Origin of the sequence: Citrobacter amalonaticus, from assembly GCF_037053465.1 — a bacterium.
In the GTDB taxonomy this organism is placed as follows: domain Bacteria; phylum Pseudomonadota; class Gammaproteobacteria; order Enterobacterales; family Enterobacteriaceae; genus Citrobacter_A; species Citrobacter_A amalonaticus_H.
On record NZ_JBALIF010000017.1, the window covers coordinates 1 to 23,331 of the forward strand.

Annotated in this window: 22 protein-coding genes; 14 read left to right on the forward strand and 8 right to left on the reverse strand. The window is 51.8% G+C overall.

What is annotated here, in order from left to right; all coding sequences use genetic code 11:
- Positions 1-273: 273 nt before the first annotated feature.
- Together WB371_RS20300 and mdtD are read left to right on the forward strand one after the other, a co-directional pair.
- Positions 274-993, forward strand: a complete 720-nt coding sequence (locus WB371_RS20300) for a FadR/GntR family transcriptional regulator (protein ID WP_336221849.1) — start codon at positions 274-276, stop codon at positions 991-993.
- Positions 990-2,417 carry a multidrug transporter subunit MdtD gene (gene mdtD, locus WB371_RS20305; protein ID WP_336221850.1) on the forward strand — a complete coding sequence of 476 codons (1,428 nt, stop codon included), beginning with the start codon at positions 990-992 and terminating at the stop codon, positions 2,415-2,417. Before WB371_RS20300 ends, mdtD begins: the two co-directional genes overlap by 4 nt.
- On the opposite strand, the gene rbsR is transcribed toward mdtD, so the two are convergent.
- From rbsR to kup, 7 genes are all read right to left on the reverse strand, one after another.
- A complete protein-coding gene (gene rbsR, locus WB371_RS20310) occupies positions 2,383-3,381 on the reverse strand; it encodes a ribose operon transcriptional repressor RbsR (RefSeq protein WP_336221851.1) in 999 nt (332 codons plus the stop codon). The two genes, mdtD and rbsR, sit on opposite strands and share 35 nt — an antisense overlap.
- A gap of 3 nt (positions 3,382-3,384) precedes the next feature.
- Positions 3,385-4,314 carry a ribokinase gene (rbsK, locus tag WB371_RS20315; RefSeq protein ID WP_336221912.1) on the reverse strand — a complete coding sequence of 310 codons (930 nt, stop codon included), beginning with the start codon at positions 4,312-4,314 and terminating at the stop codon, positions 3,385-3,387.
- 112 nt (positions 4,315-4,426) lie between these two features.
- Positions 4,427-5,317 (reverse strand): ribose ABC transporter substrate-binding protein RbsB, encoded by an 891-nt coding sequence (gene rbsB / locus WB371_RS20320; protein WP_336221852.1) that lies wholly within the window; start codon positions 5,315-5,317, stop codon positions 4,427-4,429.
- A 24-nt stretch (positions 5,318-5,341) separates the two neighbouring features.
- Positions 5,342-6,307, reverse strand: a complete 966-nt coding sequence (gene rbsC, locus WB371_RS20325) for a ribose ABC transporter permease (RefSeq protein ID WP_042998765.1) — start codon at positions 6,305-6,307, stop codon at positions 5,342-5,344.
- A 5-nt stretch (positions 6,308-6,312) separates the two neighbouring features.
- A complete protein-coding gene (gene rbsA, locus WB371_RS20330; protein ID WP_336221853.1) occupies positions 6,313-7,818 on the reverse strand; it encodes a ribose ABC transporter ATP-binding protein RbsA in 1,506 nt (501 codons plus the stop codon).
- A 7-nt stretch (positions 7,819-7,825) separates the two neighbouring features.
- Positions 7,826-8,245, reverse strand: a complete 420-nt coding sequence (gene rbsD, locus WB371_RS20335) for a D-ribose pyranase (RefSeq protein WP_336221854.1) — start codon at positions 8,243-8,245, stop codon at positions 7,826-7,828.
- 198 nt (positions 8,246-8,443) lie between these two features.
- Positions 8,444-10,312 carry a low affinity potassium transporter Kup gene (gene kup, locus WB371_RS20340; RefSeq protein ID WP_336221855.1) on the reverse strand — a complete coding sequence of 623 codons (1,869 nt, stop codon included), beginning with the start codon at positions 10,310-10,312 and terminating at the stop codon, positions 8,444-8,446.
- Positions 10,313-10,532: 220 nt separating this feature from the next.
- On the opposite strand from kup, the gene ravA reads away from it, so the two are divergent.
- Together ravA and viaA are read left to right on the forward strand one after the other, a co-directional pair.
- Entirely contained in the window at positions 10,533-12,029 is a 1,497-nt protein-coding gene (gene ravA, locus WB371_RS20345) for an ATPase RavA (RefSeq protein ID WP_336221856.1), read from the forward strand.
- Entirely contained in the window at positions 12,023-13,474 is a 1,452-nt protein-coding gene (gene viaA / locus WB371_RS20350; RefSeq protein WP_336221857.1) for an ATPase RavA stimulator ViaA, read from the forward strand. The genes ravA and viaA overlap by 7 nt, the downstream gene beginning before the upstream one ends.
- Before the next feature lie 2 nt (positions 13,475-13,476).
- Here viaA and asnA read toward each other — a convergent pair whose 3' ends face one another.
- Positions 13,477-14,469: an aspartate--ammonia ligase gene (gene asnA / locus WB371_RS20355; RefSeq protein ID WP_336221858.1), complete on the reverse strand. Its 993-nt coding sequence runs from the start codon at positions 14,467-14,469 to the stop codon at positions 13,477-13,479.
- Positions 14,470-14,619: 150 nt separating this feature from the next.
- Here asnA and asnC point away from each other — a divergent pair, with 150 nt between their 5' ends.
- The 10 genes from asnC to atpA all read left to right on the forward strand — a co-directional run bounded on the left by asnC (position 14,620) and on the right by atpA (position 23,291).
- Positions 14,620-15,078, forward strand: coding sequence for a transcriptional regulator AsnC (gene asnC, locus WB371_RS20360; protein ID WP_042323573.1), 459 nt, complete (start codon positions 14,620-14,622; stop codon positions 15,076-15,078).
- Positions 15,079-15,166: 88 nt separating this feature from the next.
- A complete protein-coding gene (mioC, locus tag WB371_RS20365) occupies positions 15,167-15,610 on the forward strand; it encodes an FMN-binding protein MioC (RefSeq protein WP_336221859.1) in 444 nt (147 codons plus the stop codon).
- A 378-nt stretch (positions 15,611-15,988) separates the two neighbouring features.
- A complete protein-coding gene (gene mnmG / locus WB371_RS20370) occupies positions 15,989-17,878 on the forward strand; it encodes a tRNA uridine-5-carboxymethylaminomethyl(34) synthesis enzyme MnmG (protein ID WP_336221860.1) in 1,890 nt (629 codons plus the stop codon).
- A gap of 60 nt (positions 17,879-17,938) precedes the next feature.
- Positions 17,939-18,562 carry a 16S rRNA (guanine(527)-N(7))-methyltransferase RsmG gene (gene rsmG / locus WB371_RS20375; protein WP_336221861.1) on the forward strand — a complete coding sequence of 208 codons (624 nt, stop codon included), beginning with the start codon at positions 17,939-17,941 and terminating at the stop codon, positions 18,560-18,562.
- A 606-nt stretch (positions 18,563-19,168) separates the two neighbouring features.
- Positions 19,169-19,549, forward strand: a complete 381-nt coding sequence (atpI, locus tag WB371_RS20380) for a F0F1 ATP synthase subunit I (RefSeq protein ID WP_336221862.1) — start codon at positions 19,169-19,171, stop codon at positions 19,547-19,549.
- Positions 19,550-19,557: 8 nt separating this feature from the next.
- A complete protein-coding gene (gene atpB, locus WB371_RS20385) occupies positions 19,558-20,373 on the forward strand; it encodes a F0F1 ATP synthase subunit A (protein WP_336221863.1) in 816 nt (271 codons plus the stop codon).
- 46 nt (positions 20,374-20,419) lie between these two features.
- Positions 20,420-20,659: a F0F1 ATP synthase subunit C gene (gene atpE, locus WB371_RS20390; protein ID WP_000429386.1), complete on the forward strand. Its 240-nt coding sequence runs from the start codon at positions 20,420-20,422 to the stop codon at positions 20,657-20,659.
- A 59-nt stretch (positions 20,660-20,718) separates the two neighbouring features.
- Positions 20,719-21,189, forward strand: coding sequence for a F0F1 ATP synthase subunit B (gene atpF, locus WB371_RS20395; RefSeq protein WP_003023796.1), 471 nt, complete (start codon positions 20,719-20,721; stop codon positions 21,187-21,189).
- Between the two features lie 14 nt (positions 21,190-21,203).
- Positions 21,204-21,737 (forward strand): F0F1 ATP synthase subunit delta, encoded by a 534-nt coding sequence (atpH, locus tag WB371_RS20400; RefSeq protein WP_336221864.1) that lies wholly within the window; start codon positions 21,204-21,206, stop codon positions 21,735-21,737.
- Positions 21,738-21,749: 12 nt separating this feature from the next.
- The gene (gene atpA, locus WB371_RS20405) at positions 21,750-23,291 is read left to right on the forward strand and encodes a F0F1 ATP synthase subunit alpha (protein WP_336221865.1); all 1,542 of its coding nucleotides are present in this window, start codon (positions 21,750-21,752) and stop codon (positions 23,289-23,291) included.
- Positions 23,292-23,331 lie beyond the last annotated feature (40 nt).

The window sequence follows — 23,331 nt, forward strand, 5'->3', positions numbered from 1 at the left end:
AAGCATTTATTTTGCTTTTCCCTGCCGGAATTCATCGCTGAACCCCGCTGACCCGGCGGCTTGCGTGCCGTTGTTCCGTGTCAGTGGTGGCGCATTATAGGGAGTTATTCCGGACTGACAAGGGGAAATTTAAAATTATTTGCTGAGTGTTCCTTTTTTCACCAAAAGCGGTATTAACGTGGCATAAAATAAGCGATTTGCTGTTTTTGCAGCCGCAATCACACTTCCTGGTGGCATACTAATGAGTAAGTAAAAGAGAAAGGACAAAGAGCAATGCCTTTAAGCGCACAACAATTGGCCGCACAGAAAAACCTTTCCTATGTTCTGGCTGAGAAGCTGGCTCAGCAGATCCTTAAAGGTGAATACGCACCTGGCACTATTCTCCCTGGAGAAATTGAACTGGGCGAACAGTTTGGCGTAAGTCGTACCGCCGTACGTGAAGCAGTTAAAACATTAACCGCCAAAGGGATGGTTCTACCGCGTCCTCGCATTGGTACTCGTGTCATGCCGCAGGCCAACTGGAATTTTCTCGATCAGGAGTTACTCACCTGGTGGATGACTGAAGAGAATTTTCCGCAGGTTATTGAACACTTCCTCGTAATGCGTATTAGTCTGGAGCCTCAGGCATGTCTACTGGCAGCGACTAAAGGCACCGCTGAACAGAAAGCGCATCTGAATACATTGATGGAAGAGATGGTCGCGCTGAAAAAGAACTTCGGGCGCGAACGCTGGATAGAAGTAGATATGGCCTGGCATGAGCATATTTATGAAATGAGCGCGAACCCGTTCTTGACCTCCTTCGCCTCTCTGTTTCACTCCGTCTACCAGACTTATTTCAATTCGATTACCTACAACACAGTTGTGAAGCTGGATTTGCATCAGGCGATTGTTGATGCGATAGCCCAAAGCGACGGAGAAGGGGCATTTAAGGCCTGTCAGGCGCTTTTATTTGCCCCGAATGAACGCCCAGACAATAAACAGGATCATGCATGAGCCCAAAAAAAGCACGCAGTATGGCCGGGTTGCCGTGGATCGCAGCCATGGCTTTCTTCATGCAGGCGCTGGACGCAACCATTCTTAATACCGCCTTACCCGCTATTGCACAAAGTCTCAATCGTTCTCCACTGGCCATGCAGTCCGCCATTATAAGTTACACCCTGACGGTCGCCATGTTGATTCCGGTGAGCGGCTGGCTGGCCGATCGTTTCGGTACCCGACGCGTATTCATGATAGCCGTCAGCCTGTTTACCCTGGGCTCGCTGGCCTGTGCGCTCTCCAGTTCGTTGCCTGAGCTGGTTGTTTTTCGTGTGATTCAGGGAATTGGCGGTGCAATGATGATGCCTGTCGCACGCCTGGCGCTGTTAAGGGCTTATCCACGTAGTGAACTGCTGCCCGTACTGAACTTTGTGACAATGCCGGGACTGGTAGGACCTATTCTGGGTCCGGTGCTGGGCGGCGTTCTGGTCACCTGGGCCAGCTGGCACTGGATTTTCCTGATCAATATTCCGATAGGCGTCGCAGGTATTCTGTATGCGCGCAAATATATGCCGAACTTCACCACGCCACGCCGCAAATTTGATATGACCGGTTTCTTTCTCTTCGGCCTGAGTCTGGTTCTCTTTTCCAGCGGGATGGAGTTGTTTGGCGAGAAAATTGTCGCCACCTGGATAGCGTTGACCATTATTCTTCTGAGCATTGTGTTACTGCTGGTTTATATCCGCCACGCGCGCCGTCATCCCACTCCGCTGATTTCGCTGTTATTGTTTAAGACGCGTACCTTTTCTGTCGGCATATCCGGGAACCTCGCCACACGACTGGGAACAGGATGTGTACCGTTCCTGATGCCGCTAATGCTTCAGGTAGGGTTCGGCTATCCGGCATTGATTGCCGGTTGCATGATGGCCCCCACCGCGCTCGGGTCAATACTGGCAAAATCGATGGTGACGCGGGTATTACGTCGCCTGGGTTATCGCTTCACGCTGGTTGGCATCACTGTCTTTATCGGTCTGATGATTGCACAGTTTTCTTTGCAATCTCCGGCGATGCCCGTCTGGATGTTGATTCTGCCGTTATTCATTCTCGGGATGGCAATGTCGACGCAGTTTACTGCCATGAACACCATTACCCTGGCGGATCTGACCGATGACAACGCCAGCAGCGGCAACAGCGTCCTGGCGGTTACGCAACAATTGTCCATCAGTTTAGGGGTCGCGATCAGTGCAGCAGTGTTACGTATTTATGAAGGGATGGAGGGAACCAGTACGGTTGAACAGTTCCACTATACCTTTATTACGATGGGCGCGATCACGATCGTGTCCGCACTGATGTTTATGCTGTTGAAAGCCAAAGATGGCCGTAACCTGATAAAGGATCGACACAAAACTAAACCGAGCCCCGCGCCATCAGAACAGGAGTAAGTTGTAAACGCTGCTGTTGCAGGGAGGGTTGTGCCATTCGGTGAATCAGTACATCGATGGCCAGCTCACCCAGTTCATCTTTCGGCTGATGAATGGTGGTCAGCGGCGGCGTCATGTAGCGTGCCAGTTCAATGTCGTCGTAACCGATCACTGCCATGTCCTGCGGAATACGAAGTCCCGCCTGGTACAACGCCTGATAAGCGCCAACCGCCATCGCATCATTACCGGTAAAAACAGCATGGGGTCGGTGCTGATGCGAAAGCAGCTTTTGCATCGCCTCAAATCCACCGCCAAATTCAAAATCACCCATAATTTCATAACCGTCCAGGATATCCAATCCAGCACGCGCCATCGCTGCGCGATACCCTTCCAGACGCAGTCGCGCCGGGGTTTTATCCAGCGGCCCGGTGATACAGGCGATACGGGTAAATCCTTTATCAATCAGATGTTGCGTAGCCAGGTCACCGCCAAGTAACGAATTATCCTGTATAAGATCGCTCTCTCCTTCACCATCAAATGGCGACCAGTCCATCATCACGGTTGGGATTGAAGGATAACGCTGCATGATTTCACGCGATGGTTGATGTGTTTCGGTACAAAGCAGCAACAAGCCATCCACCCGCTTTTGCATCAGGGTTTCAAGGTTGCGATTCATACGTTGCTCATCACCTTCAGTATTGCATAACACCAGACTGTAACCGCGTTCGAAGCAACTGCGCTCAACACCACGCACCAGTTCAGAGTAAAAGGGATTGGTACTCGCCGTAATCAGCATGCCAATCGTGTGCGTCTGATTAAGCTTCAGGCTACGCGCCAGCGCGGAAGGGGCGTAGTTTAGCGACTTGATCGCCGCATCGACCTTTTCAGTAATCGCTTCACTCACGAAGCGATCTTTATTAATAACGTGCGAAACGGTTGAAGTGGAAACGCCCGCCAGGCGGGCAACATCCTTCATTGTAGCCAAGCGTTACCTCTGCTGACCTAAAAACGCCTCTATTTCTTCTCGCCACGGAACAGAAGGCTGTGCACCTTTGCGAGTTACCGCAATCGCCGCGGCAGCATGCGCAAAGCGAATCGCTTCGGGAAGCAGTTTATCTTCCAACAGAGCTGTGATCAGCGCGCCATTGAAGGTATCACCTGCGGCAATAGTATCCACCGCGTTAACTTTAAATCCCGGAATCCGGCTACCTTCGCCATTAACGCTGGCCCAGACGCCTCGACTTCCTAATGTAATCAGAACGGTTGAAATGCCTTTCGCATGCAGCGCCTGCGCTGCTTTTGCGGCGTCTTCATCATTTTCGACGCGGATCCCCGTCAGTTTTTCTGCTTCGGTTTCGTTCGGGGTGATGATATCCACCCGGGCCAGCAGTTCGTCGGATAACTCACGCGCCGGGGCCGGATTCAACGCCACAATCGTGTTGTTTTGCTTTGCAATTTTCGCCGCCGCTAACACGCTCTCAATCGGTGATTCCAGTTGCATCAGTAATGCGCAAGCCTGAGCAATACGCTCACGCTGCGCTTCAACTAACGCTGGAGACAGGGCTGCGTTGGCACCGGCATGTATACCAATAACGTTTTCACCCTCGCCATTGACGAAGATTAACGCCACACCGGTAGACTCACCGTTAATCACGCTGACAGGTTTAACATCAATATTGTCGCTGACAAGCTGCTTACGGATATTGCTACCGATATCGTCATCGCCCGTACAGGCGATAAACGCAATATTTGCCCCACTGCGACCCGCAGCCACTGCCTGATTCGCCCCTTTACCGCCAAAAGCCACCTGATAGTGATTTCCGGTAACGGTTTCGCCAGGTGTCGGGAAGGTTTCAAGATTCAGGATATGGTCGGCGTTGATGCTGCCAAGAACGACAAGACTGCCTGCGGTTTTCATGATTGGGGTGTCCATCTGAGAGCGCCACCGGTTTGACCCGGTGGCGTATGCCACACTTTACTTTTCTTTATATGCTGTCCCTCAGGTGATGCGAAATCACCTGAATCGCCAGTTACTGCTTAATGACCAGTTTCAGGTCAACAGGGTATTTGGCCTGAACTTTCTCGCCTTTCAGCACCTTATCCGCCGTCTCAACGCCTTTCGCGCCAATCTGGTCTGGTAACTGAGCAATAGTCGCAGCCAGTTTGCCATCATTTACCGCTTTTTCGCCATCTGGTGTGCCGTCAAATCCGACCACCATCACATCAGATTTACCTGCGGTTTGCAGAGCGCGCAGCGCACCCAGCGCCATTTCATCGTTCTGAGCAAAGACAGCCTGCACGTCCGGATGCGCAGTCAGCAGGTTCTGCATGACGTTCAGACCTTTGGTACGGTCGAAATCTGCCGGCTGGCTGGCCAGGACGTTAAATTTGTGTGCCGCAACAGCCTGCTGGAAACCTTCGCCACGCTCACGCGCTGCTGAAGTACCGGCAATACCTTGCAGTTCAATCACTTTTGCACCTTCACCGGCTTTCTTCGCGATGTAGTCACCGGCAATTTTGCCGCCAAGTACGTTATCAGACGCAATATGGCTGACGACATCCCCTTTGGTTGCCTGACGGTCAAGCGTGATCACCGGGATTTTCGCCTGGTTAGCCATCTTCACGGCATTCCCTACCGCGTCAGAATCCGTCGGGTTGATCAGCAGAATTTTTGTACCACGTACGGTTAAATCCTGAACGTTCGCCAGCTCTTTCGCCGGGTTGTTCTGAGAATCCAGCACCACCAGGTTGTAACCCAGTTTATCGGCTTCTTTCTGCGCCCCCTCTTTCAGAGAGACAAAGAACGGGTTGTTGAGCGTGGAGACCACCAGCGCAATGGTATCTTTCGCCATCGCATTCGCGCTCACGGTGGCGCTTAGCGCAACAGCAGAAACCAGGGTAGCCAGTTTTTTCATGTTCATATTTAAGATGTCCTGTAGTCGTTGTTACTGCTTTTTGTTGTCTACCAGTACCGCCAGCAAAATCACCACAGCTTTGACGATCATCTGGTAATAGGAGGAAACACCTAACAAATTCAAACCATTATTGAGGAAACCAAGAATTAATGCGCCGATCAAGGTCCCAACAATACGTCCTTTACCGCCCGCCAGACTGGTTCCACCCAGCACCACGGCGGCTATGGCATCCAGCTCATAGCCCGTACCGGCAGTCGGCTGTGCGGAGGAGAGGCGCGCCACTTCAATGATGCCCGCCAGCGATGCCAGCAGCCCACACAGTGAATAAACGATAATCTTAATTTTACTGACGCTAATGCCGGACAAGCGTGTTGCCGCTTCGTTACCGCCCAGCGCATAGATATAACGGCCCAGACGCGTGTGGTGCAGCATGTACCACGCCGCGAGGAAAACAATCCCCATGATCCAGACTGGCGTAGGCACCCCCAGCGGACGGCCGATACCGAACCAACCAAACAGATCCGCATTATCGGTAAAACCGGTATTAACCGGACTTCCGTTGGTGTACACCATTGTCACGCCGCGCAGCAACAGCATCATAACCAGCGTGGCGATAAACGCCTGAACGCGGCCTTTCGCGACAATCACCCCCGTGACAGCTCCAACAGCGGCACCTAGCGCCAGGGCTGCTGCAACGGCCACCAGCGCATTCACTTCAATCCCTACAATTGAAGCGGCAACAGCGCCGGTGAGCGCCAGCAGGGAACCGACGGACAGATCGATACCCGATGTCAGGATCACCAGCGTCATGCCTACCGCCATAATGGCGTTAACGGAGGTCTGTTGAAGAATGTTGAACAGGTTATTTACGGTAAAAAAGTTAGGGCTCAATGTTGAGACAATCGCGATCAGCACCAACAGGGCGATGAGCGATTTCTGCTCCATTAACCATGCTTTGGTGAAATAACGGCGACCAGAAACAGCCTGGGTAGTCATCTTTTTTACTCCTGATTCACGCGATTAAGCTTGCCCACAGCGGCAGCCATCAGAACTTCCTGGGTGGCCTGCTCGCGTGTGAATTCACCGCCGAGATGCCCTTCATGCATGACGATAATCCGATCGCTCATGCCTAATACTTCTGGCATCTCAGAAGAGACCAGAATGATGCTCAGGCCGTCGGCCTTAAACTGGTTAATTAACTGATAAATTTCTTTCTTGGCGCCCACGTCAACGCCACGGGTAGGTTCATCGAGGATCAACACTTTCGGACGGGTCATCAGCCCACGGGCAATTGCCACTTTCTGCTGATTCCCGCCAGACAACAGACCAATCGCCTGCTCCATTGACGGGGTTTTCACGTTGAACAGACGGATAAAATCGCTCACAGCCTGTTGCTCATCTTTATGTTTCAGACTGCCACCAGCACGACTGAAATAACGCAGCGCGGTCAGCGACATATTCTCTTTTACCGACATGCCTAGCACTAAACCGTCACGCTTACGGTCTTCAGAAATATAGACGATGCCGTTTGCCAGCCCGTCCTGCGGCGATCGAGTCACCACTTCATGACCGTCGAGCGTGACATAACCGCTGGTGCGCGGCAGCGCGCCGTACAGCACCTTCATCAGTTCGGTACGGCCTGCGCCCATCAAGCCCGATACGCCTAAAATTTCGCCTTTACGCAGAGTAAAAGAGACATCGTTCACCCCTGGTCCACACAGGTTATCGACCTTCAGGCGGATGTCGCCAGGCGCTTTATCCAGACGCGGATACTGATCTTCGAGCTTACGCCCCACCATCATTTCAATCAGCGAATCTTCCGTTAATGAAGCCACTTCGCGTTCGGCAATAAATTGCCCGTCACGGAAAACGGTCACGTCATCGCAGATTTCGAAGATCTCTTTCATTCGGTGAGAAATGTAGACAATCCCGCGCCCCTGCGACTTCAGCTCACGAATCACACGAAACAAGGATTCGGTTTCAGTGTCGGTGAGCGCATCCGTCGGTTCATCCATGATGATGACTTTTGATTCAAAACTCAGGACTTTGGCGATTTCCACCATCTGCTGATCGCCTATCGATAATTCCCCGACCAGGCGGTCGCTCTTAAAGCGCAGATTGAGTTTGGCTAACAGGCGATCCGCTTCGGCATACATCTTCTTCCAGTCGATCTTGCCAAAGCCATTGACGAACTCACGTCCGAGAAAAATATTCTCCGCGATAGTGAGTTGAGGGATTAGGTTAAGCTCCTGATGAATAATACCAATCCCGGCTTCCTGGGATGATTTAGGTCCGTTAAAGGTGGTTTCTTTCCCCAACCACAACAGCGACCCAGCATCGCGAGTATAGATGCCGGTCAATACTTTCATCATGGTGGATTTGCCCGCACCGTTCTCGCCTACCAGCGCCATCACACGGCCTGGATAAACGTTAAGTGCGGCGCCGGATAGCGCTTTTACGCCAGGGAACGCTTTATCGATCCCTTTGAGTTGCAGTAATGCGTCCATGATGGCCTCAGAAGGTCACGCCGGCACAGAGAATGATATTCGCATACGGGGAGCACTCCCCGCTGCGAATGACAGCCTGGCTGTCTGCGGTTAGTTTTTTAAATTGTTCATGCGTGGTGTAACGAATTTCAATGGTGTTTCCCTGGTGTTGCTGCAGTTGCTCAATGTGGCTGAGCAACGTTTCATGGAGTTGCGGATTATGTTGTTTAATTTCCGTCGCGAGAATGGCTGATTCAACCTGCATTTCACGGGTCACCACATCCAGTACCTGCATAAAAGAAGGTACCCCCTGGGTTAATGCCATATCGATACGTGTTGTACTGGCGGGAATGGGTAACCCCGCATCACACACCACCAGCGTATCAGTATGTCCCAGACGGGCGATGACCGACGAAATATCAGCGTTGAGTACAGTGCCTTTCTTCATTTTCTTGCTCCACTAGCGAAACGTTTCGCTGGTTTTAAGTTTAGTCTGAGATATGAGCAGAAAACCATCATGACGTAACAGAATTGTGATCGCCGTCGAAACGTTTCGCTAAGTGAAATGCAGAGACAATTATTGTGGGTTGGCGGGGGGTTTGGTAGGCCGGGTAAGCAAAGCGCCACCCGGCATTTTCAGAAGGGATTAGATCTCGACCTGTGTCCCCAATTCAATCACGCGGTTAGGCGGGATCTCAAACTGGTCGGGCGCACGCAGCGCGTTTCGCTGGAGAAGAAGATACAGCTTGCCGCGCAGTCGTAAGTACCAGGGACGCTTACCCACGATGAGCGACTCGTGCGACATAAAGAAAGACGTCTCCATCATTCGGCAGCTCAACCCTTCAAGACCACATCGGTGAAAGACCTCTTCCACATTCGGCGTTTCACGCCAGCCGTAACTGGCCACTACGCGCCAGAACGTTGGAGACAACTGCTCAATCTGCACGCGGCGAACGTTATGCACATACGGCGCATCTTCAGTACGCAACGTCAACAGGATCACTCTCTCATGCAACACCTTGTTGTGCTTTAAGTTATGCATCAGCGCAAAAGGAATCACATTCAGCGCGCGAGACATGTACACCGCCGTGCCAGGCACACGCACTGGCGGAGATTTCTCCAGTGACGCAATCATCGCTTCCAGAGAGTTACCATGTTCATGCATACGACGCAGTAGACGGAAACGCTCGCTTTTCCAGGTGGTCATGATGGTGAACATCATCAGCCCCAGCGACAACGGCAGCCAGCCGCCAGACATCAGTTTGTCGAGGTTCGCCGAGAACAGCGGAATATCCACGCACAGGAACGCGACGAGGATCAGCGCGACAAAGTATTTATTCCAGTGCCAGTTATTACGTGCCACGGTGGTCGAAAGAATCGAGGTCAATACCATCGTACCGGTGACGGCAATCCCGTATGCCGCCGCCAGATTACTGGAGTGTTCGAAGCTGACAATCACAATCACCACCGCGATATAGAGCATCCAGTTCACGAACGGAATATAGATCTGACCGGACTCCATTTCTGACGTGTGAATGATACGCATCGGTGACAAATAGCCCAGACGAACCGCCTGGCGCGTCAGCGAGAAGACGCCTGAAATCACCGCCTGGGAAGCGATAACCGTCGCCATCGCCGCGATGATTAACAACGGAATCAACGCCCAGTCAGGCGCCAGCAGGAAGAACGGATTTTTAATCGCTTCCGGATGCTTTAGCAACAGCGCGCCCTGACCAAAATAGTTGAGCACCAGTGAGGGCAGCACCACGGAAAACCATGCCAGCCGAATGGGAAACTTCCCGAAATGGCCCATATCCGCGTACAGCGCTTCCACGCCGGTAATTGACAGCACCACCGCGCCAAGAGCGATAAACGAAACGGTTTTATATTCGAGGAAAAAATGCACCGCCCATATTGGGTTCAACGCCTGCAGGACTTCCGGATTGGCGATAATACTGCGCAGGCCAAGCACGGCGAGAATCAAAAACCAGGCCAGCATAATGGGCGCAAAGAGCTTCCCCACCATTCCGGTACCGTGTTTTTGAATCATAAACAACAGCGTCAGAACGATGATCGACAACGGGACAATCCAGGTATCCAGTTGCGGCGCAATGATCTCCAGACCTTCAATCGCCGACATCACGGAAATTGCCGGAGTGATCACCACTTCGCCATAAAAGAAACTTCCTCCAATCAGGCCCATGATGACCAGCATGGAGGTCGTTCTGGCAGAGGTATTACGCCCCGCCAGCGACATCAACGTCAGGATCCCCCCTTCGCCCGCGTTATCAGCACGCATGACGAAAGTCAGATACTTAATGGATACCACAAAGATAAGCAGCCAAAAAATCAGCGACAGAAAACCAAAAACAGCATCACGTTCAACGCCAAAACCAAACTGACCGGACAAACATTCACGAAGTGTATAAAGTGGGCTGGTACCAATATCACCGTAGACAACCCCAATAGCTGCGAGGGTTATCGCAGACAATGATTGCTTATTATCAGTGCTCATAGACTAGTCTTTCATATATAAAAGAAATGTGTGCGTAGTCCCTTGGCCCACAAAAGCGCACAGTATGCACGATTAATGGAAAAATCGTACCCCTAAATGTGTCCAGATTAACCTGGCTCAAAGAAAAATAAACCGCCTCTCAGACAGGTTCAGCCTCTGGGATGAAACGTCTATACTCGCACTTAACGCAGTACATTTTATGAAAGGACGCCACTCTATTATGGCTCACCCACATTTATTAGCGGAAAGAATTTCCCGCCTGAGCAGCGCGCTGGAAAAAGGGCTTTATGAACGTAGCCACGCCATTCGGCTTTGCCTGCTGGCTGCCCTGAGCGGAGAAAGCGTGTTCTTACTTGGACCACCGGGTATCGCCAAAAGCCTGATCGCACGCCGGTTGAAATTTGCCTTCCAGAATGCACGCGCGTTTGAATATCTGATGACACGCTTCTCCACGCCGGAAGAGGTGTTTGGTCCACTCTCTATTCAGGCGCTAAAAGATGAAGGGCGTTACGAGCGCTTAACTGCAGGATACCTTCCCGAAGCAGAAATCGTTTTTCTTGATGAGATCTGGAAGGCAGGTCCGGCCATTCTCAATACGTTGTTAACTGCGATTAACGAACGTCATTTCCGTAATGGCGCGCACGAAGAAAAAATCCCCATGCGTCTGCTGGTAGCGGCCTCTAACGAATTACCTGAGGCGGACAGCAGTCTGGAAGCACTGTACGACCGAATGTTGATCCGTTTATGGCTGGACAAAGTGCAGGATAAAGCGAACTTTCGTTCTCTGCTGACCAGCCAACAGGACGAAACTGAAAACCCCGTACCGGCCTCGCTGCAGGTGAGTGATGAAGAGTACAACCAGTGGCAAAAAGAGATTGGCGCCATTACGCTGCCCGATCATGTATTTGAACTGATCTTTACGCTGCGTCAGCAACTGGAGAATATTCCAGATGCGCCATACGTTTCAGACCGTCGCTGGAAGAAAGCCATCCGCCTGTTACAGGCCAGCGCCTTCTTCAGCGGTCGCGATGCCGTAGCGCCAGTTGATCTGATTCTGCTGAAAGATTGTTTATGGTATGACGCTCAGAGTCTGAACCTGATGCAACAGCAGCTCGAAATATTGATGACCGGACACGCCTGGCAACAGCAGACGCTACTGACACGCCTTGGTGGTATCGTTCAGCGGCGCATCCAGTTGCAACAGCAGCAAAGCGATAAAACCGCATTCACCGTGATCCGTCAGGGAGGGATGTTCAGTCGTCGTCCGCATTATGATTTACCGCCTGGCGTTACCGCATCCAGCCTGACACTACTGCTGCAAAAACCGCTGAAATTGCATGATATGGAAGTCATTCATATCACTTTTGATCGCTCCGCGCTGGCGCAATGGCTGGCAAAAGGCGGCGAGATCCGTGGCAAGCTCAATGGGATAGGCTTTGCCCAGACGCTGAATATGGAAGTGGATAGCGCCCAGCATCTGGTGGTACGTGATGTCAGTTTACAGGGAACGCGCCTGGCACAGCCAGGTTCCTCAGAAGAGGAGATGCCTGGTGAAATAAAACAACAACTGGAAGAACTGGAAAACGACTGGCATCAGCAGCATACGCGCTTTAGCGAGCAGCAAAAGTGCCTGTTTATTCATAGCGACTGGTTAGGTCGAATTGAAGCCAGCCTTCAGGATGTGGGCGAACAGATTCGTCAGGCGAAACAATGCTGACGCTGGATACCCTCAATGTCATGTTAGCCGTCAGCGAAGAGGGGATGATCGAAGAGATAATCCTCGCTCTGCTGGCTTCGCCTCAACTGGCAGTGTTTTTTGAGAAATTCCCTCGTCTGAAAGCGGCGATTACCGACGACCTGCCACGCTGGCGTGAAACGCTACGAAGCCGATTAAAAGAGACGCGCGTCCCGCCTGAATTAACGGAAGAGGTGATGTGCTATCAGCAAAGCCAGCTCCTCTCTACGCCACAATTTATCGTGCAACTCCCTCAAATACTGGCGCTGCTGCACCGGCTGCACTCGCCCTATGCAGAGCAGGCACAGCAACTGGTCGACAACAATGCCGCCTTTACCTCTGCCCTGCACACGCTCTTTCTACAGCGCTGGCGGCTGAGTCTGGTGGTGCAGGCAACCACGCTTAACCAGCAATTGCTGGAAGAAGAACGCGAGCAGTTGCTCAGCGAAGTTCAGGAACGAATGACGCTGAGCGGCCAACTGGATCCGGTTCTGGCAGAAAACGAAACGGCGGCGGGTCGTCTGTGGGATATGAGCGCAGGCCAGCTTAAACGCGGAGATTATCAGCTCATCGTGAAATACGGTGAATTTCTGACTGAACAGCCCGAGCTGAAACGGCTGGCAGAACAGTTGGGACGTTCAAGAGAAGCGAAATCCGTCCCGCGTAAAGACGCGCCGATGGAGACTTTTCGTACGCTGGTGCGCGAACCCGCCACGGTTCCTGAGCAGGTCGATGGCATTCAGCAAAGCGACGATATTTTACGCCTGTTGCCGCCGGAACTGGCTACCCTCGGCATAACGGAACTGGAGTATGAGTTCTACCGGCGGCTGGTGGAAAAACAGTTGCTTACCTATCGCCTGCACGGTGAAGCCTGGCGCGAGAAGATTACCGAACGACCGGTGATTCATCAGGATTTCGACGAGCAACCGCGCGGACCGTTCATTGTGTGCGTAGACACTTCCGGCTCAATGGGCGGCTTTAACGAGCAGTGCGCAAAGGCCTTTTGCCTGGCGCTCATGCGTATCGCACTGGCCGATAATCGTCGCTGCTTCATTATGCTGTTTTCCACAGAAGTGGTGCGCTATGAGCTTTCCGGCCCGCAGGGTATCGAACAGGCTATCCGTTTTCTGAGCCAGCGCTTTCGCGGCGGTACGGATATCGCCAGTTGTTTTCGCGCCATTATTGAGCGCATGCAGGGACGGGAATGGTTTGACGCCGATGCGGTAGTGATTTCGGATTTTATCGCCCAGCGCTTGCCTGACGACGTGGTGAGTAAAGTCGGAGAACTACAGCGGGTTCACCAGCATCGCTTCCACGCGGTGGCGATGTCAGCCCACGGCAAACCCGGCATCATGCGCATTTTCGATCATATCTGGCGCTTTGATACCGGGATGCGAAGCCGCCTGCTGAGACGCTGGCGGCGATAGGATTACAGCAGAGAAGCGACGCTTTCGCGAACCTCTGAAGGCCATACACCGCACTGTACCTGGCCAATGTGCGGCAGTTGCAGCAGTAGCATGGTCAGACGAGACTGGCCAATGCCGCCGCCGATAGTTTGCGGCATTTCACCGCGCAGCAGCGCCTGGTGCCATTCCAGACTCAGACGATCTTCATCGCCGGTCAGACGGAGCTGATGTTTCAGCGCGTCGGCATCCACACGGATCCCCATGGAAGAGAGTTCAAACGCATCTTCCAGTACCGGGTTCCAGACCAGAATATCGCCGTTCAGACCGGCATAACCGAGATCGGATGCGGAACTCCAGTCATCATAGTCCGGCGCGCGAACATCATGGCGATGACCGTCGCTGAGCTTGCCGCCGATCCCCACGAGGAAAACCGCGCCTAATTCTTTGGCGATCGCACGTTCGCGACCTTTGGCATCAAGACCCGGATAACGGCTCAGTAATTCCTGACTATGAACAAAGTGGATCTGCTCTGGCAGGAACGGTGCCAGACCAAACTCTTCACTCACTGCGGCTTCGGTCGCTTTAATTCCCGCCCAGATAGCCTCTACCGTGCTTTTCAGAGTGGAGAACTGACGCTCACCGTCGCCCATCACACGTTCCCAGTCCCACTGATCGACATAGACCGAATGGAGCGGAGAAAGTCTGTCTTCATCCGGGCGCAGGGCTTTCATGTGCGTGTAGAGCCCTTCGCCCGCGCTGAAGTCGTGTTGTCCCAGCGTTTGACGTTTCCATTTCGCCAGTGAATGCACCACTTCGAACTGAGCATCTGGCAGCGCTTTCACTTTTACCTGCACCGCTTTTTCACAGCCCGACAAGTTATCCTGCGTGCCATCCCCTACACGGCTGAGGATCGGTGCCTGGACTTCAATCAGACCCAGACGCTCCTCCAGTTGACGAGAGAAGTGAGATTTCACGAAGCTAATTTGGCGTTGTTTGGCAATGTAAGCGGTTTTCATTTTTTTACTCCTGCGTCCTGTTGCCTATGATTAAGCAACAGAAAGGGGGTAACATTCAATAATCAACAAACAAAAAGCCGAATTCGATTTTGATTCGTTAAAATTAGCCGCTAAAATAGAGTGAATCATTAATACACATAAGAAAAACCTATGGAAAATTATCAGATCGACAATCTGGACCGCGGCATTCTGGATGCCTTAATGGAAAATGCCCGTACCGCCTACGCCGAACTGGCGAAACAGTTTGGCGTCAGCCCGGGGACGATTCACGTTCGTGTAGAAAAGATGAAACAGGCGGGGATCATCACCGGCGCACGCATTGACGTCAGCCCGAAGCAACTGGGTTATGACGTTGGCTGCTTTATCGGCATCATTCTTAAAAGCGCCAAGGACTATCCTTCGGCACTGGCCAGACTGGAAAGTCTGGATGAAGTCACCGAGGCGTACTACACCACGGGCCACTACAGTATCTTTATTAAAGTCATGTGCCGATCGATCGATGCGCTCCAGCATGTACTTATCAACAAGATCCAAACAATTGATGAAATACAATCCACCGAGACGCTGATCGTTCTGCAAAACCCTATCATGCGTACCATTAAGCCGTGATCGCCATTTTTAATCCCACATTTTTCCACAGGTAGATCCCAGCTCACTCACAGCGTACAATAGCCCTTCTTTAACAGGATGGGCTCGTATGGCTGACATAACTCTTATTAGCGGCAGCACCCTCGGCGGCGCTGAATATGTTGCAGAACACCTGGCTGAAAAGCTGGAGGATGCCGGTTTTTCGACTGAAACCCTGCATGGCCCGCTGTTAGACGATCTCTCCGCATCCGGGCTCTGGCTGGTTATCAGTTCCACGCATGGTGCGGGAGATATTCCAGATAACCTTGTCCCTTTCTATGAAGATCTTCAGTCTCAGAACCCCGATCTGTCGCAGGTGCGTTTTGGTGCGATCGGTATCGGTAGTCGTGAATATGACACTTTCTGTGGCGCTATAGAGAAAATAGAAGCAGAACTGAAAAATTCAGGAGCCAAACAGATTGGCGAAACGCTCCGGATCAACATCCTGGAACACGATATTCCGGAAGATCCAGCGGAAGCCTGGCTGGGATCCTGGATTAATTTACTCAAATAAGTGTAAAGATCGAGCGATCGAGTGTGGATAAGTCTGGTGGAAAGCTTGGATCAACCAGTAGTTATCCAAAGAATAACCGTTGTTCAGTTTTTGAGTTGTGTATAACCCTTCATTCTGATCCCAGCTTATACGGACCAGGATCACCGATCATTCACAGCTAATGATCCTTACCAACGTATTGATCTTAATAGGTGGATCCGGCTTATCCACAGCCAGTGGCGATCCTAATAAGAGATCACAATAGAACAGATCTCTAAATAAAAAGATCTTCTTTTTAATACCCAGGATCCCGGGACTTTCTCCATCGACTAAAGTTGAGTAGAATCCACCGCCCGGGCTTCAATCCATTTTCACACCGCGTTATGCGAGGCAATTACCATGTTTTATCCGGATCCTTTTGACGTCATCATCATTGGCGGGGGTCATGCAGGCACTGAGGCCGCGATGGCCGCAGCGCGTATGGGTCAACAAACCCTGCTTTTGACACACAATATCGACACCCTGGGACAGATGAGCTGCAACCCGGCAATTGGCGGTATTGGGAAAGGACACCTGGTAAAAGAAGTGGATGCACTTGGCGGACTGATGGCAAAGGCGATCGATCAGGCCGGTATTCAGTTTAGGATACTAAACGCCAGCAAAGGTCCGGCGGTTCGCGCCACCCGCGCTCAGGCGGATCGTGTACTGTATCGTCAGGCTGTGCGGACTGCGCTGGAGAATCAACCCAATCTGATGATCTTCCAGCAGGCGGTTGAAGATCTGATTGTTGAAAACGATCGTGTCGTTGGCGCCGTTACCCAGATGGGATTGAAATTCCGTGCTAAAGCCGTTGTACTCACCGTCGGGACCTTCCTGGACGGCAAAATTCATATTGGTCTGGATAACTACAGCGGTGGCCGTGCTGGCGATCCGCCGTCCATTCCACTTTCTCGCCGTCTGCGTGAGCTGCCGCTACGGGTCAGCCGTCTTAAAACCGGCACGCCGCCACGAATCGATGCGCGCACTATCGACTTCAGCGTACTGGCGCAGCAGCATGGCGATACCCCTATGCCGGTCTTCTCGTTTATGGGAAACTCTGCCCAGCACCCACAGCAGGTACCGTGCTATATCACGTATACCAATGAGAAAACCCATGACGTGATCCGCAATAACCTCGATCGTAGCCCGATGTACGCGGGTGTGATCGAAGGGATCGGCCCACGCTATTGTCCGTCGATCGAAGACAAAGTGATGCGCTTTGCCGACAGAAACCAGCACCAGATCTTCCTGGAGCCAGAAGGATTAACCTCTAACGAAATTTATCCGAATGGCATCTCCACCAGCCTGCCTTTCGATGTGCAAATGCAAATCGTCCGCTCAATGCAGGGGATGGAAAACGCGAAAATCGTTCGTCCGGGTTATGCGATTGAATATGATTTCTTCGATCCGCGCGACCTGAAGCCAACGCTGGAAAGCAAATTTATCCAGGGTCTGTTCTTTGCCGGACAAATCAACGGCACCACAGGTTATGAAGAAGCCGCTGCGCAGGGGTTACTTGCCGGACTCAACGCGGCTCGTCTCTCCGCAGACAAAGAGGGCTGGGCGCCAGCGCGTTCTCAGGCTTATCTGGGGGTGCTGGTGGATGATCTGTGTACACTGGGAACCAAAGAACCGTATCGTATGTTTACCTCGCGTGCTGAATACCGCCTGATGCTACGTGAAGACAACGCCGATCTGCGTCTGACCGAAATGGGCCGTGAGCTGGGTCTGGTGGATGACGTGCGTTGGGCGCGTTTCAACGAGAAACTTGAGAACATCGAACGGGAACGCCAGCGCCTGAAATCCACCTGGGTGACGCCGACCGCGGAATCTGCCGACGAAGTGAACGCTCACCTTACCGCGCCGCTATCGCGTGAGGCCAGCGGCGAAGATCTGTTACGCCGTCCGGAAATGACTTACGCGCAACTTACGGCACTGACGCCATTTGCGCCGGGTCTGGTTGATGTACAGGCTGCCGAACAGGTGGAAATTCAGGTCAAATACGAAGGTTACATCGCTCGTCAGCAGGATGAGATCGAAAAGCAACTGCGCAATGAAAATACGCTGTTGCCTGCAACCCTGGATTACCGCCAGGTTTCTGGCCTGTCGAACGAAGTGATCGCCAAACTGAACGATCACAAACCGGTTTCAATCGGACAGGCATCGCGTATCTCTGGCGTGACGCCCGCCGCTATCTCCATTTTGCTGGTATGGCTGAAAAAACAGGGTATGCTGCGCCGCAGCGCTTAATGTGTTGAAAATTGCCCGGTGGACATCCTCCGGGCAAATCATGTCTAAACAGGTATTCACGTGCTCAATAAACTCTCTCGTCTGCTGGATCAGGCTGGTATTTCGCTCACCGATCACCAGAAAAACCTGCTGGTGGCCTATGTCGATATGCTGAACAAATGGAACAAGGCGTACAACCTGACCTCTGTTCGCGACCCCAACGAGATGCTGGTTCGCCATATTCTCGATAGCATTGTGGTTGCGCCGCATTTGCAGGGAACGCGATTTATTGACGTTGGTACTGGGCCTGGTCTACCGGGGGTTCCGCTGTCTATCGTTCGTCCCGAATCTCATTTCACGTTGCTCGACAGTCTGGGCAAGCGAGTGCGATTTTTACGCCAGGTTCAGCATGAGCTTGCGCTTACTAACATCACGCCGGTGCAGAGCCGTGTGGAGGCGTTTCCTGCTGAGCCGCCGTTTGATGGCGTTATTAGCCGTGCATTTGCCTCACTGAAAGATATGGTGGAGTGGTGTCATCACTTGCCGGGTGAGAAGGGCTGTTTTTATGCGCTGAAAGGCCAGTTGCCGGAAGAGGAAATTGCATCGCTTCCCTCTGCGTTTCGTGTCGATGAGGTAGTGAAATTACAGGTGCCACAACTGGAGGGCGAGCGTCATCTGGTGGTGATTAAGCCAAACAAAATTTAATTTTTATCAAAAAGAGTAGAAAAAAATGGCTCTGTAACTTGTTACAACCCAGGGGCTTTTCCCGTGATATAACTCGTTACACTTAACGCCACGTTTACCGTCTATTATCAACATAGCTACGTGGCATTTTTCGATTAAGTCAGCATTGAAAATATCAGTCTGCTAAAAATGCAGGCTACGAACCACTTATTGATGTTAAAAAATTATTAAAAATGTCAATAGCGGGTTTTTGAAGTGTAAGCAGTCGTTTTTAAAACAGTGAGTAATTTTAGGCTTAAATATCAGAAAGTTGAAAAGGCATCATTTGCCAAGTAAATAAATACTGCCGGGGCGAATATGCCCAATATGTGATCTGAAGCACGCTTTAACGCCAGTATTTACGCGCCATTTGCAGTTTTGCATGATCGTTCACAGTTTGGCTAAAAGTCATAAATGTGGGCCAGGGAAAAATATTTAAACATTTATTCACCTTTTAGCTACTTATTGTTTGAAATCACGAGGGCGCACCGTATAATTTGACCGCTTTTTGATGCTTGACTCTAAGCCTTAAAGAACGTTTTATACGACACGCGGCATACCTCGAAGGGAGCAGGAGTTAAAAACGTGATGTCTGTGTCGCTCTTGAGTCGAAACGTTGCTCGTAAGCTTCTGTTCATTCAGTTTCTGACGGTAGTAGCAAGTGGATTGCTGTTTAGCCTCAAAGACCCCTTCTGGGGCACTTCCGCATTATGCGGAGGTATGGCAGTCTTTCTGCCTAACATGTTGTTTATGATATTTGCCTGGCGTCACCAGGCGCATACAACTGCTAAGGGCCGAGTGGCCTGGACGTTCGCTTTCGGCGAAGCCTTCAAGGTGTTAGCGATGTTGATTTTGCTGGTGGTGGCGTTGGCGGTTTTGAAGGCGGTATTTTTGCCGCTCATCGTTACGTGGGTTTTGGTGCTGGTGGTTCAGATACTGGCGCCGGCTGTAATTAACAACAAAGGGTAAAAGGCATCATGGCTTCAGAAAATATGACGCCGCAGGATTACATAGGTCACCATCTGAACAACCTTCAGTTGGACCTGCGTACATTCTCGCTGGTGGATCCGTATAACCCCCCAGCCACCTTCTGGACGCTCAATATTGACTCCATGTTTTTCTCGGTGGTTCTGGGTCTGTTGTTCCTGCTTATGTTCCGTAGTGTGGCCAAAAAGGCAACCAGCGGCGTACCAGGTAAATTTCAGACCGCGATTGAGCTGATAATCGGCTTTGTGCATGGTAGCGTGAAAGACATGTACCATGGCAAAAGCAAGCTGATTGCGCCGCTGGCCCTGACGATCTTCGTCTGGGTATTCCTGATGAACCTGATGGACTTACTGCCAATCGACCTGCTGCCTTACATTGGCGAGCATATCCTCGGTCTGCCAGCACTGCGTGTGGTTCCGTCTGCTGACGTGAACATTACCCTGTCCATGGCGCTCGGCGTATTTATCCTCATTCTGTTCTACAGCATCAAAATGAAAGGCATCAGTGGCTTCACGAAAGAGTTGACGCTGCAGCCGTTCAATCACTGGGCATTCATCCCTGTCAACTTAATCCTTGAAGGGGTAAGCCTGCTGTCCAAACCGGTCTCTCTCGGTCTGCGACTGTTCGGCAACATGTATGCCGGTGAGCTGATTTTCATTCTGATTGCTGGTCTGTTGCCGTGGTGGTCACAGTGGATTCTGAATGTGCCGTGGGCCATTTTCCACATCCTGATTATTACGCTGCAAGCCTTCATCTTCATGGTTCTGACGATTGTCTATCTGTCGATGGCGTCTGAAGAGCATTAATTTACCAACACTACTACGTTTTAACTGAAACAAACTGGAGACTGTCATGGAAAACCTGAATATGGATCTGCTGTACATGGCTGCCGCTGTGATGATGGGTCTGGCGGCAATCGGTGCTGCGATCGGTATCGGCATCCTCGGGGGTAAATTCCTGGAAGGCGCAGCGCGTCAACCTGATCTGATTCCTCTGCTGCGTACTCAGTTCTTTATCGTTATGGGTCTGGTGGATGCTATCCCGATGATCGCTGTAGGTCTGGGTCTGTACGTGATGTTCGCTGTCGCGTAGTAAGCGTTGCTTGAATTAAGAGCAATATCAGAACGTTAACTAGATAGAGGCATTGTGCTGTGAATCTTAACGCAACAATCCTCGGCCAGGCCATCGCGTTTGTCCTGTTCGTTCTGTTCTGCATGAAGTATGTATGGCCGCCGTTAATGGCTGCCATCGAGAAGCGTCAAAAAGAAATTGCTGACGGTCTCGCTTCTGCTGAACGAGCACACAAGGATCTTGACCTTGCAAAGGCCAGCGCGACCGACCAGCTGAAAAAAGCGAAGGCGGAAGCTCAGGTAATCATCGAGCAGGCGAACAAACGTCGCGCTCAGATCCTGGACGAAGCCAAAACGGAAGCAGAGCAGGAACGTACTAAAATCGTGGCACAGGCGCAGGCGGAAATTGAAGCCGAGCGTAAACGTGCCCGTGAAGAGCTGCGTAAGCAAGTTGCTATCCTGGCTGTTGCTGGCGCCGAGAAGATCATCGAACGTTCCGTGGATGAAGCTGCTAACAGCGACATCGTGGATAAACTTGTCGCTGAACTGTAAGGAGGGAGGGGCCGATGTCTGAATTTGTTACGGTAGCTCGCCCCTACGCCAAAGCAGCTTTTGACTTTGCGGTCGAACACCAAAGTGTAGAGCGCTGGCAGGATATGCTGGCGTTTGCCGCCGAGGTAACGAAGAACGAACAAATGGCAGAGCTTCTCTCAGGCGCACTGGCGCCGGAAACGCTCGCCGCGTCGTTTATCGCAGTTTGCGGTGAGCAACTGGACGAAAATGGTCAGAACCTGATTAAGGTCATGGCTGAGAATAACCGTCTGAACGCGCTCCCGGATGTTCTTGAGCAGTTTATTCACCTGCGTGCCGCGAGTGAGTCTACCTCTGAGGTAGAAGTCACTTCCGCGACCGAACTGAGTGAAGAACAGCTTGCGAAAATTAGCGCTGCGATGGAAAAACGTCTGTCACGCAAAGTTAAGCTGAATTGCAAAATTGATAAGTCTGTAATGGCAGGCGTAATCATCCGTGCGGGTGATATGGTCATTGATGGCAGCGTACGCGGCCGTCTTGAACGCCTTGCAGACGTCTTGCAGTCTTAAGGGGACTGGAGCATGCAACTGAATTCCACCGAAATCAGCGAACTGATCAAGCAGCGCATTGCTCAGTTCAATGTTGTGAGTGAAGCTCACAACGAAGGTACTATTGTTTCTGTAAGTGACGGTGTTATCCGCGTACACGGCCTGGCCGATTGTATGCAGGGTGAAATGATCTCCCTGCCGGGTAACCGTTACGCTATCGCACTGAACCTGGAGCGCGACTCCGTAGGTGCGGTTGTTATGGGTCCGTACGCTGACCTTGCCGAAGGCATGAAAGTGAAATGTACGGGTCGTATCCTGGAAGTTCCGGTTGGCCGTGGCCTGCTGGGTCGCGTGGTTAACACGCTGGGTGCGCCAATTGATGGTAAAGGTCCGGTTGAGCACGACGGCTTCTCTGCTGTCGAAGCTATCGCACCGGGCGTAATCGAACGTCAGTCCGTCGATCAGCCGGTTCAGACCGGTTATAAAGCCGTTGACTCCATGATCCCAATCGGTCGTGGTCAGCGTGAATTGATCATCGGTGACCGTCAGACCGGTAAAACCGCTCTGGCTATCGACGCCATCATCAACCAGCGTGACTCCGGCATCAAATGCGTATACGTCGCTATCGGCCAGAAAGCGTCCACCATTTCTAACGTGGTACGTAAACTGGAAGAGCACGGCGCCCTGCAAAACACCATCGTTGTGGTTGCTACCGCGTCCGAATCCGCTGCACTGCAATACCTGGCACCATATGCCGGTTGTGCGATGGGTGAATACTTCCGTGACCGTGGCGAAGATGCGCTGATTATTTATGATGACCTGTCTAAACAGGCTGTCGCATACCGTCAGATCTCCCTGCTGCTCCGTCGTCCTCCAGGACGTGAAGCATTCCCGGGCGACGTATTCTATCTCCACTCTCGTCTGCTGGAGCGTGCTGCACGTGTCAACGTGGAATATGTTGAAGCTTTCACCAAAGGTGAAGTGAAAGGGAAAACCGGTTCTTTGACCGCTCTGCCGATCATCGAAACCCAGGCGGGTGACGTTTCTGCGTTCGTTCCGACCAACGTAATTTCCATTACCGATGGTCAGATCTTCCTGGAAACCAACCTGTTTAACTCAGGTATTCGTCCTGCGGTTAACCCGGGTATCTCCGTATCCCGTGTGGGTGGCGCAGCGCAGACCAAGATCATGAAGAAACTGTCCGGTGGTATTCGTACCGCACTGGCACAGTATCGTGAACTGGCGGCGTTCTCTCAGTTTGCATCCGATCTTGACGATGCAACCCGTAAGCAGCTGGACCACGGTCAGAAAGTGACCGAGTTGCTGAAACAGAAACAGTATGCGCCGATGTCTGTAGCGCAGCAGTCTCTGGTTCTGTTCGCAGCAGAACGTGGTTACCTGGCTGATGTAGAACTGGCGAAAATCGGTAGTTTCGAAGCCGCTCTGCTGGCTTACGTTGACCGTGATCACGCTCCGCTGATGCAAGAGATCAACCAGTCCGGTGGCTATAACGACGAAATCGAAGGCAAGCTGAAAGGCATCCTCGATTCCTTCAAAGCAACCCAGTCCTGGTAACGTCTGGCGGCTTGTCTTAGGACAGGCCGCAAGGCATTGA

Coding starts and splice junctions, on each gene's coding strand:
- asnC (WP_042323573.1), top strand. CDS start 14,620: ATGGAAAATTATCAGATCGACAATCTGGACCGCGGCATTCTGGATGCC.
- kup (WP_336221855.1), bottom strand. CDS start 10,312: ATGAGCACTGATAATAAGCAATCATTGTCTGCGATAACCCTCGCAGCT.
- rbsB (WP_336221852.1), bottom strand. CDS start 5,317: ATGAACATGAAAAAACTGGCTACCCTGGTTTCTGCTGTTGCGCTAAGC.
- rbsD (WP_336221854.1), bottom strand. CDS start 8,245: ATGAAGAAAGGCACTGTACTCAACGCTGATATTTCGTCGGTCATCGCC.
- mnmG (WP_336221860.1), top strand. CDS start 15,989: ATGTTTTATCCGGATCCTTTTGACGTCATCATCATTGGCGGGGGTCAT.
- asnA (WP_336221858.1), bottom strand. CDS start 14,469: ATGAAAACCGCTTACATTGCCAAACAACGCCAAATTAGCTTCGTGAAA.
- atpB (WP_336221863.1), top strand. CDS start 19,558: ATGGCTTCAGAAAATATGACGCCGCAGGATTACATAGGTCACCATCTG.
- WB371_RS20300 (WP_336221849.1), top strand. CDS start 274: ATGCCTTTAAGCGCACAACAATTGGCCGCACAGAAAAACCTTTCCTAT.
- atpA (WP_336221865.1), top strand. CDS start 21,750: ATGCAACTGAATTCCACCGAAATCAGCGAACTGATCAAGCAGCGCATT.
- viaA (WP_336221857.1), top strand. CDS start 12,023: ATGCTGACGCTGGATACCCTCAATGTCATGTTAGCCGTCAGCGAAGAG.
- ravA (WP_336221856.1), top strand. CDS start 10,533: ATGGCTCACCCACATTTATTAGCGGAAAGAATTTCCCGCCTGAGCAGC.
- mioC (WP_336221859.1), top strand. CDS start 15,167: ATGGCTGACATAACTCTTATTAGCGGCAGCACCCTCGGCGGCGCTGAA.
- rbsC (WP_042998765.1), bottom strand. CDS start 6,307: ATGACTACCCAGGCTGTTTCTGGTCGCCGTTATTTCACCAAAGCATGG.
- rbsK (WP_336221912.1), bottom strand. CDS start 4,314: ATGAAAACCGCAGGCAGTCTTGTCGTTCTTGGCAGCATCAACGCCGAC.
- rbsA (WP_336221853.1), bottom strand. CDS start 7,818: ATGGACGCATTACTGCAACTCAAAGGGATCGATAAAGCGTTCCCTGGC.
- atpE (WP_000429386.1), top strand. CDS start 20,420: ATGGAAAACCTGAATATGGATCTGCTGTACATGGCTGCCGCTGTGATG.
- atpH (WP_336221864.1), top strand. CDS start 21,204: ATGTCTGAATTTGTTACGGTAGCTCGCCCCTACGCCAAAGCAGCTTTT.
- mdtD (WP_336221850.1), top strand. CDS start 990: ATGAGCCCAAAAAAAGCACGCAGTATGGCCGGGTTGCCGTGGATCGCA.
- atpI (WP_336221862.1), top strand. CDS start 19,169: ATGTCTGTGTCGCTCTTGAGTCGAAACGTTGCTCGTAAGCTTCTGTTC.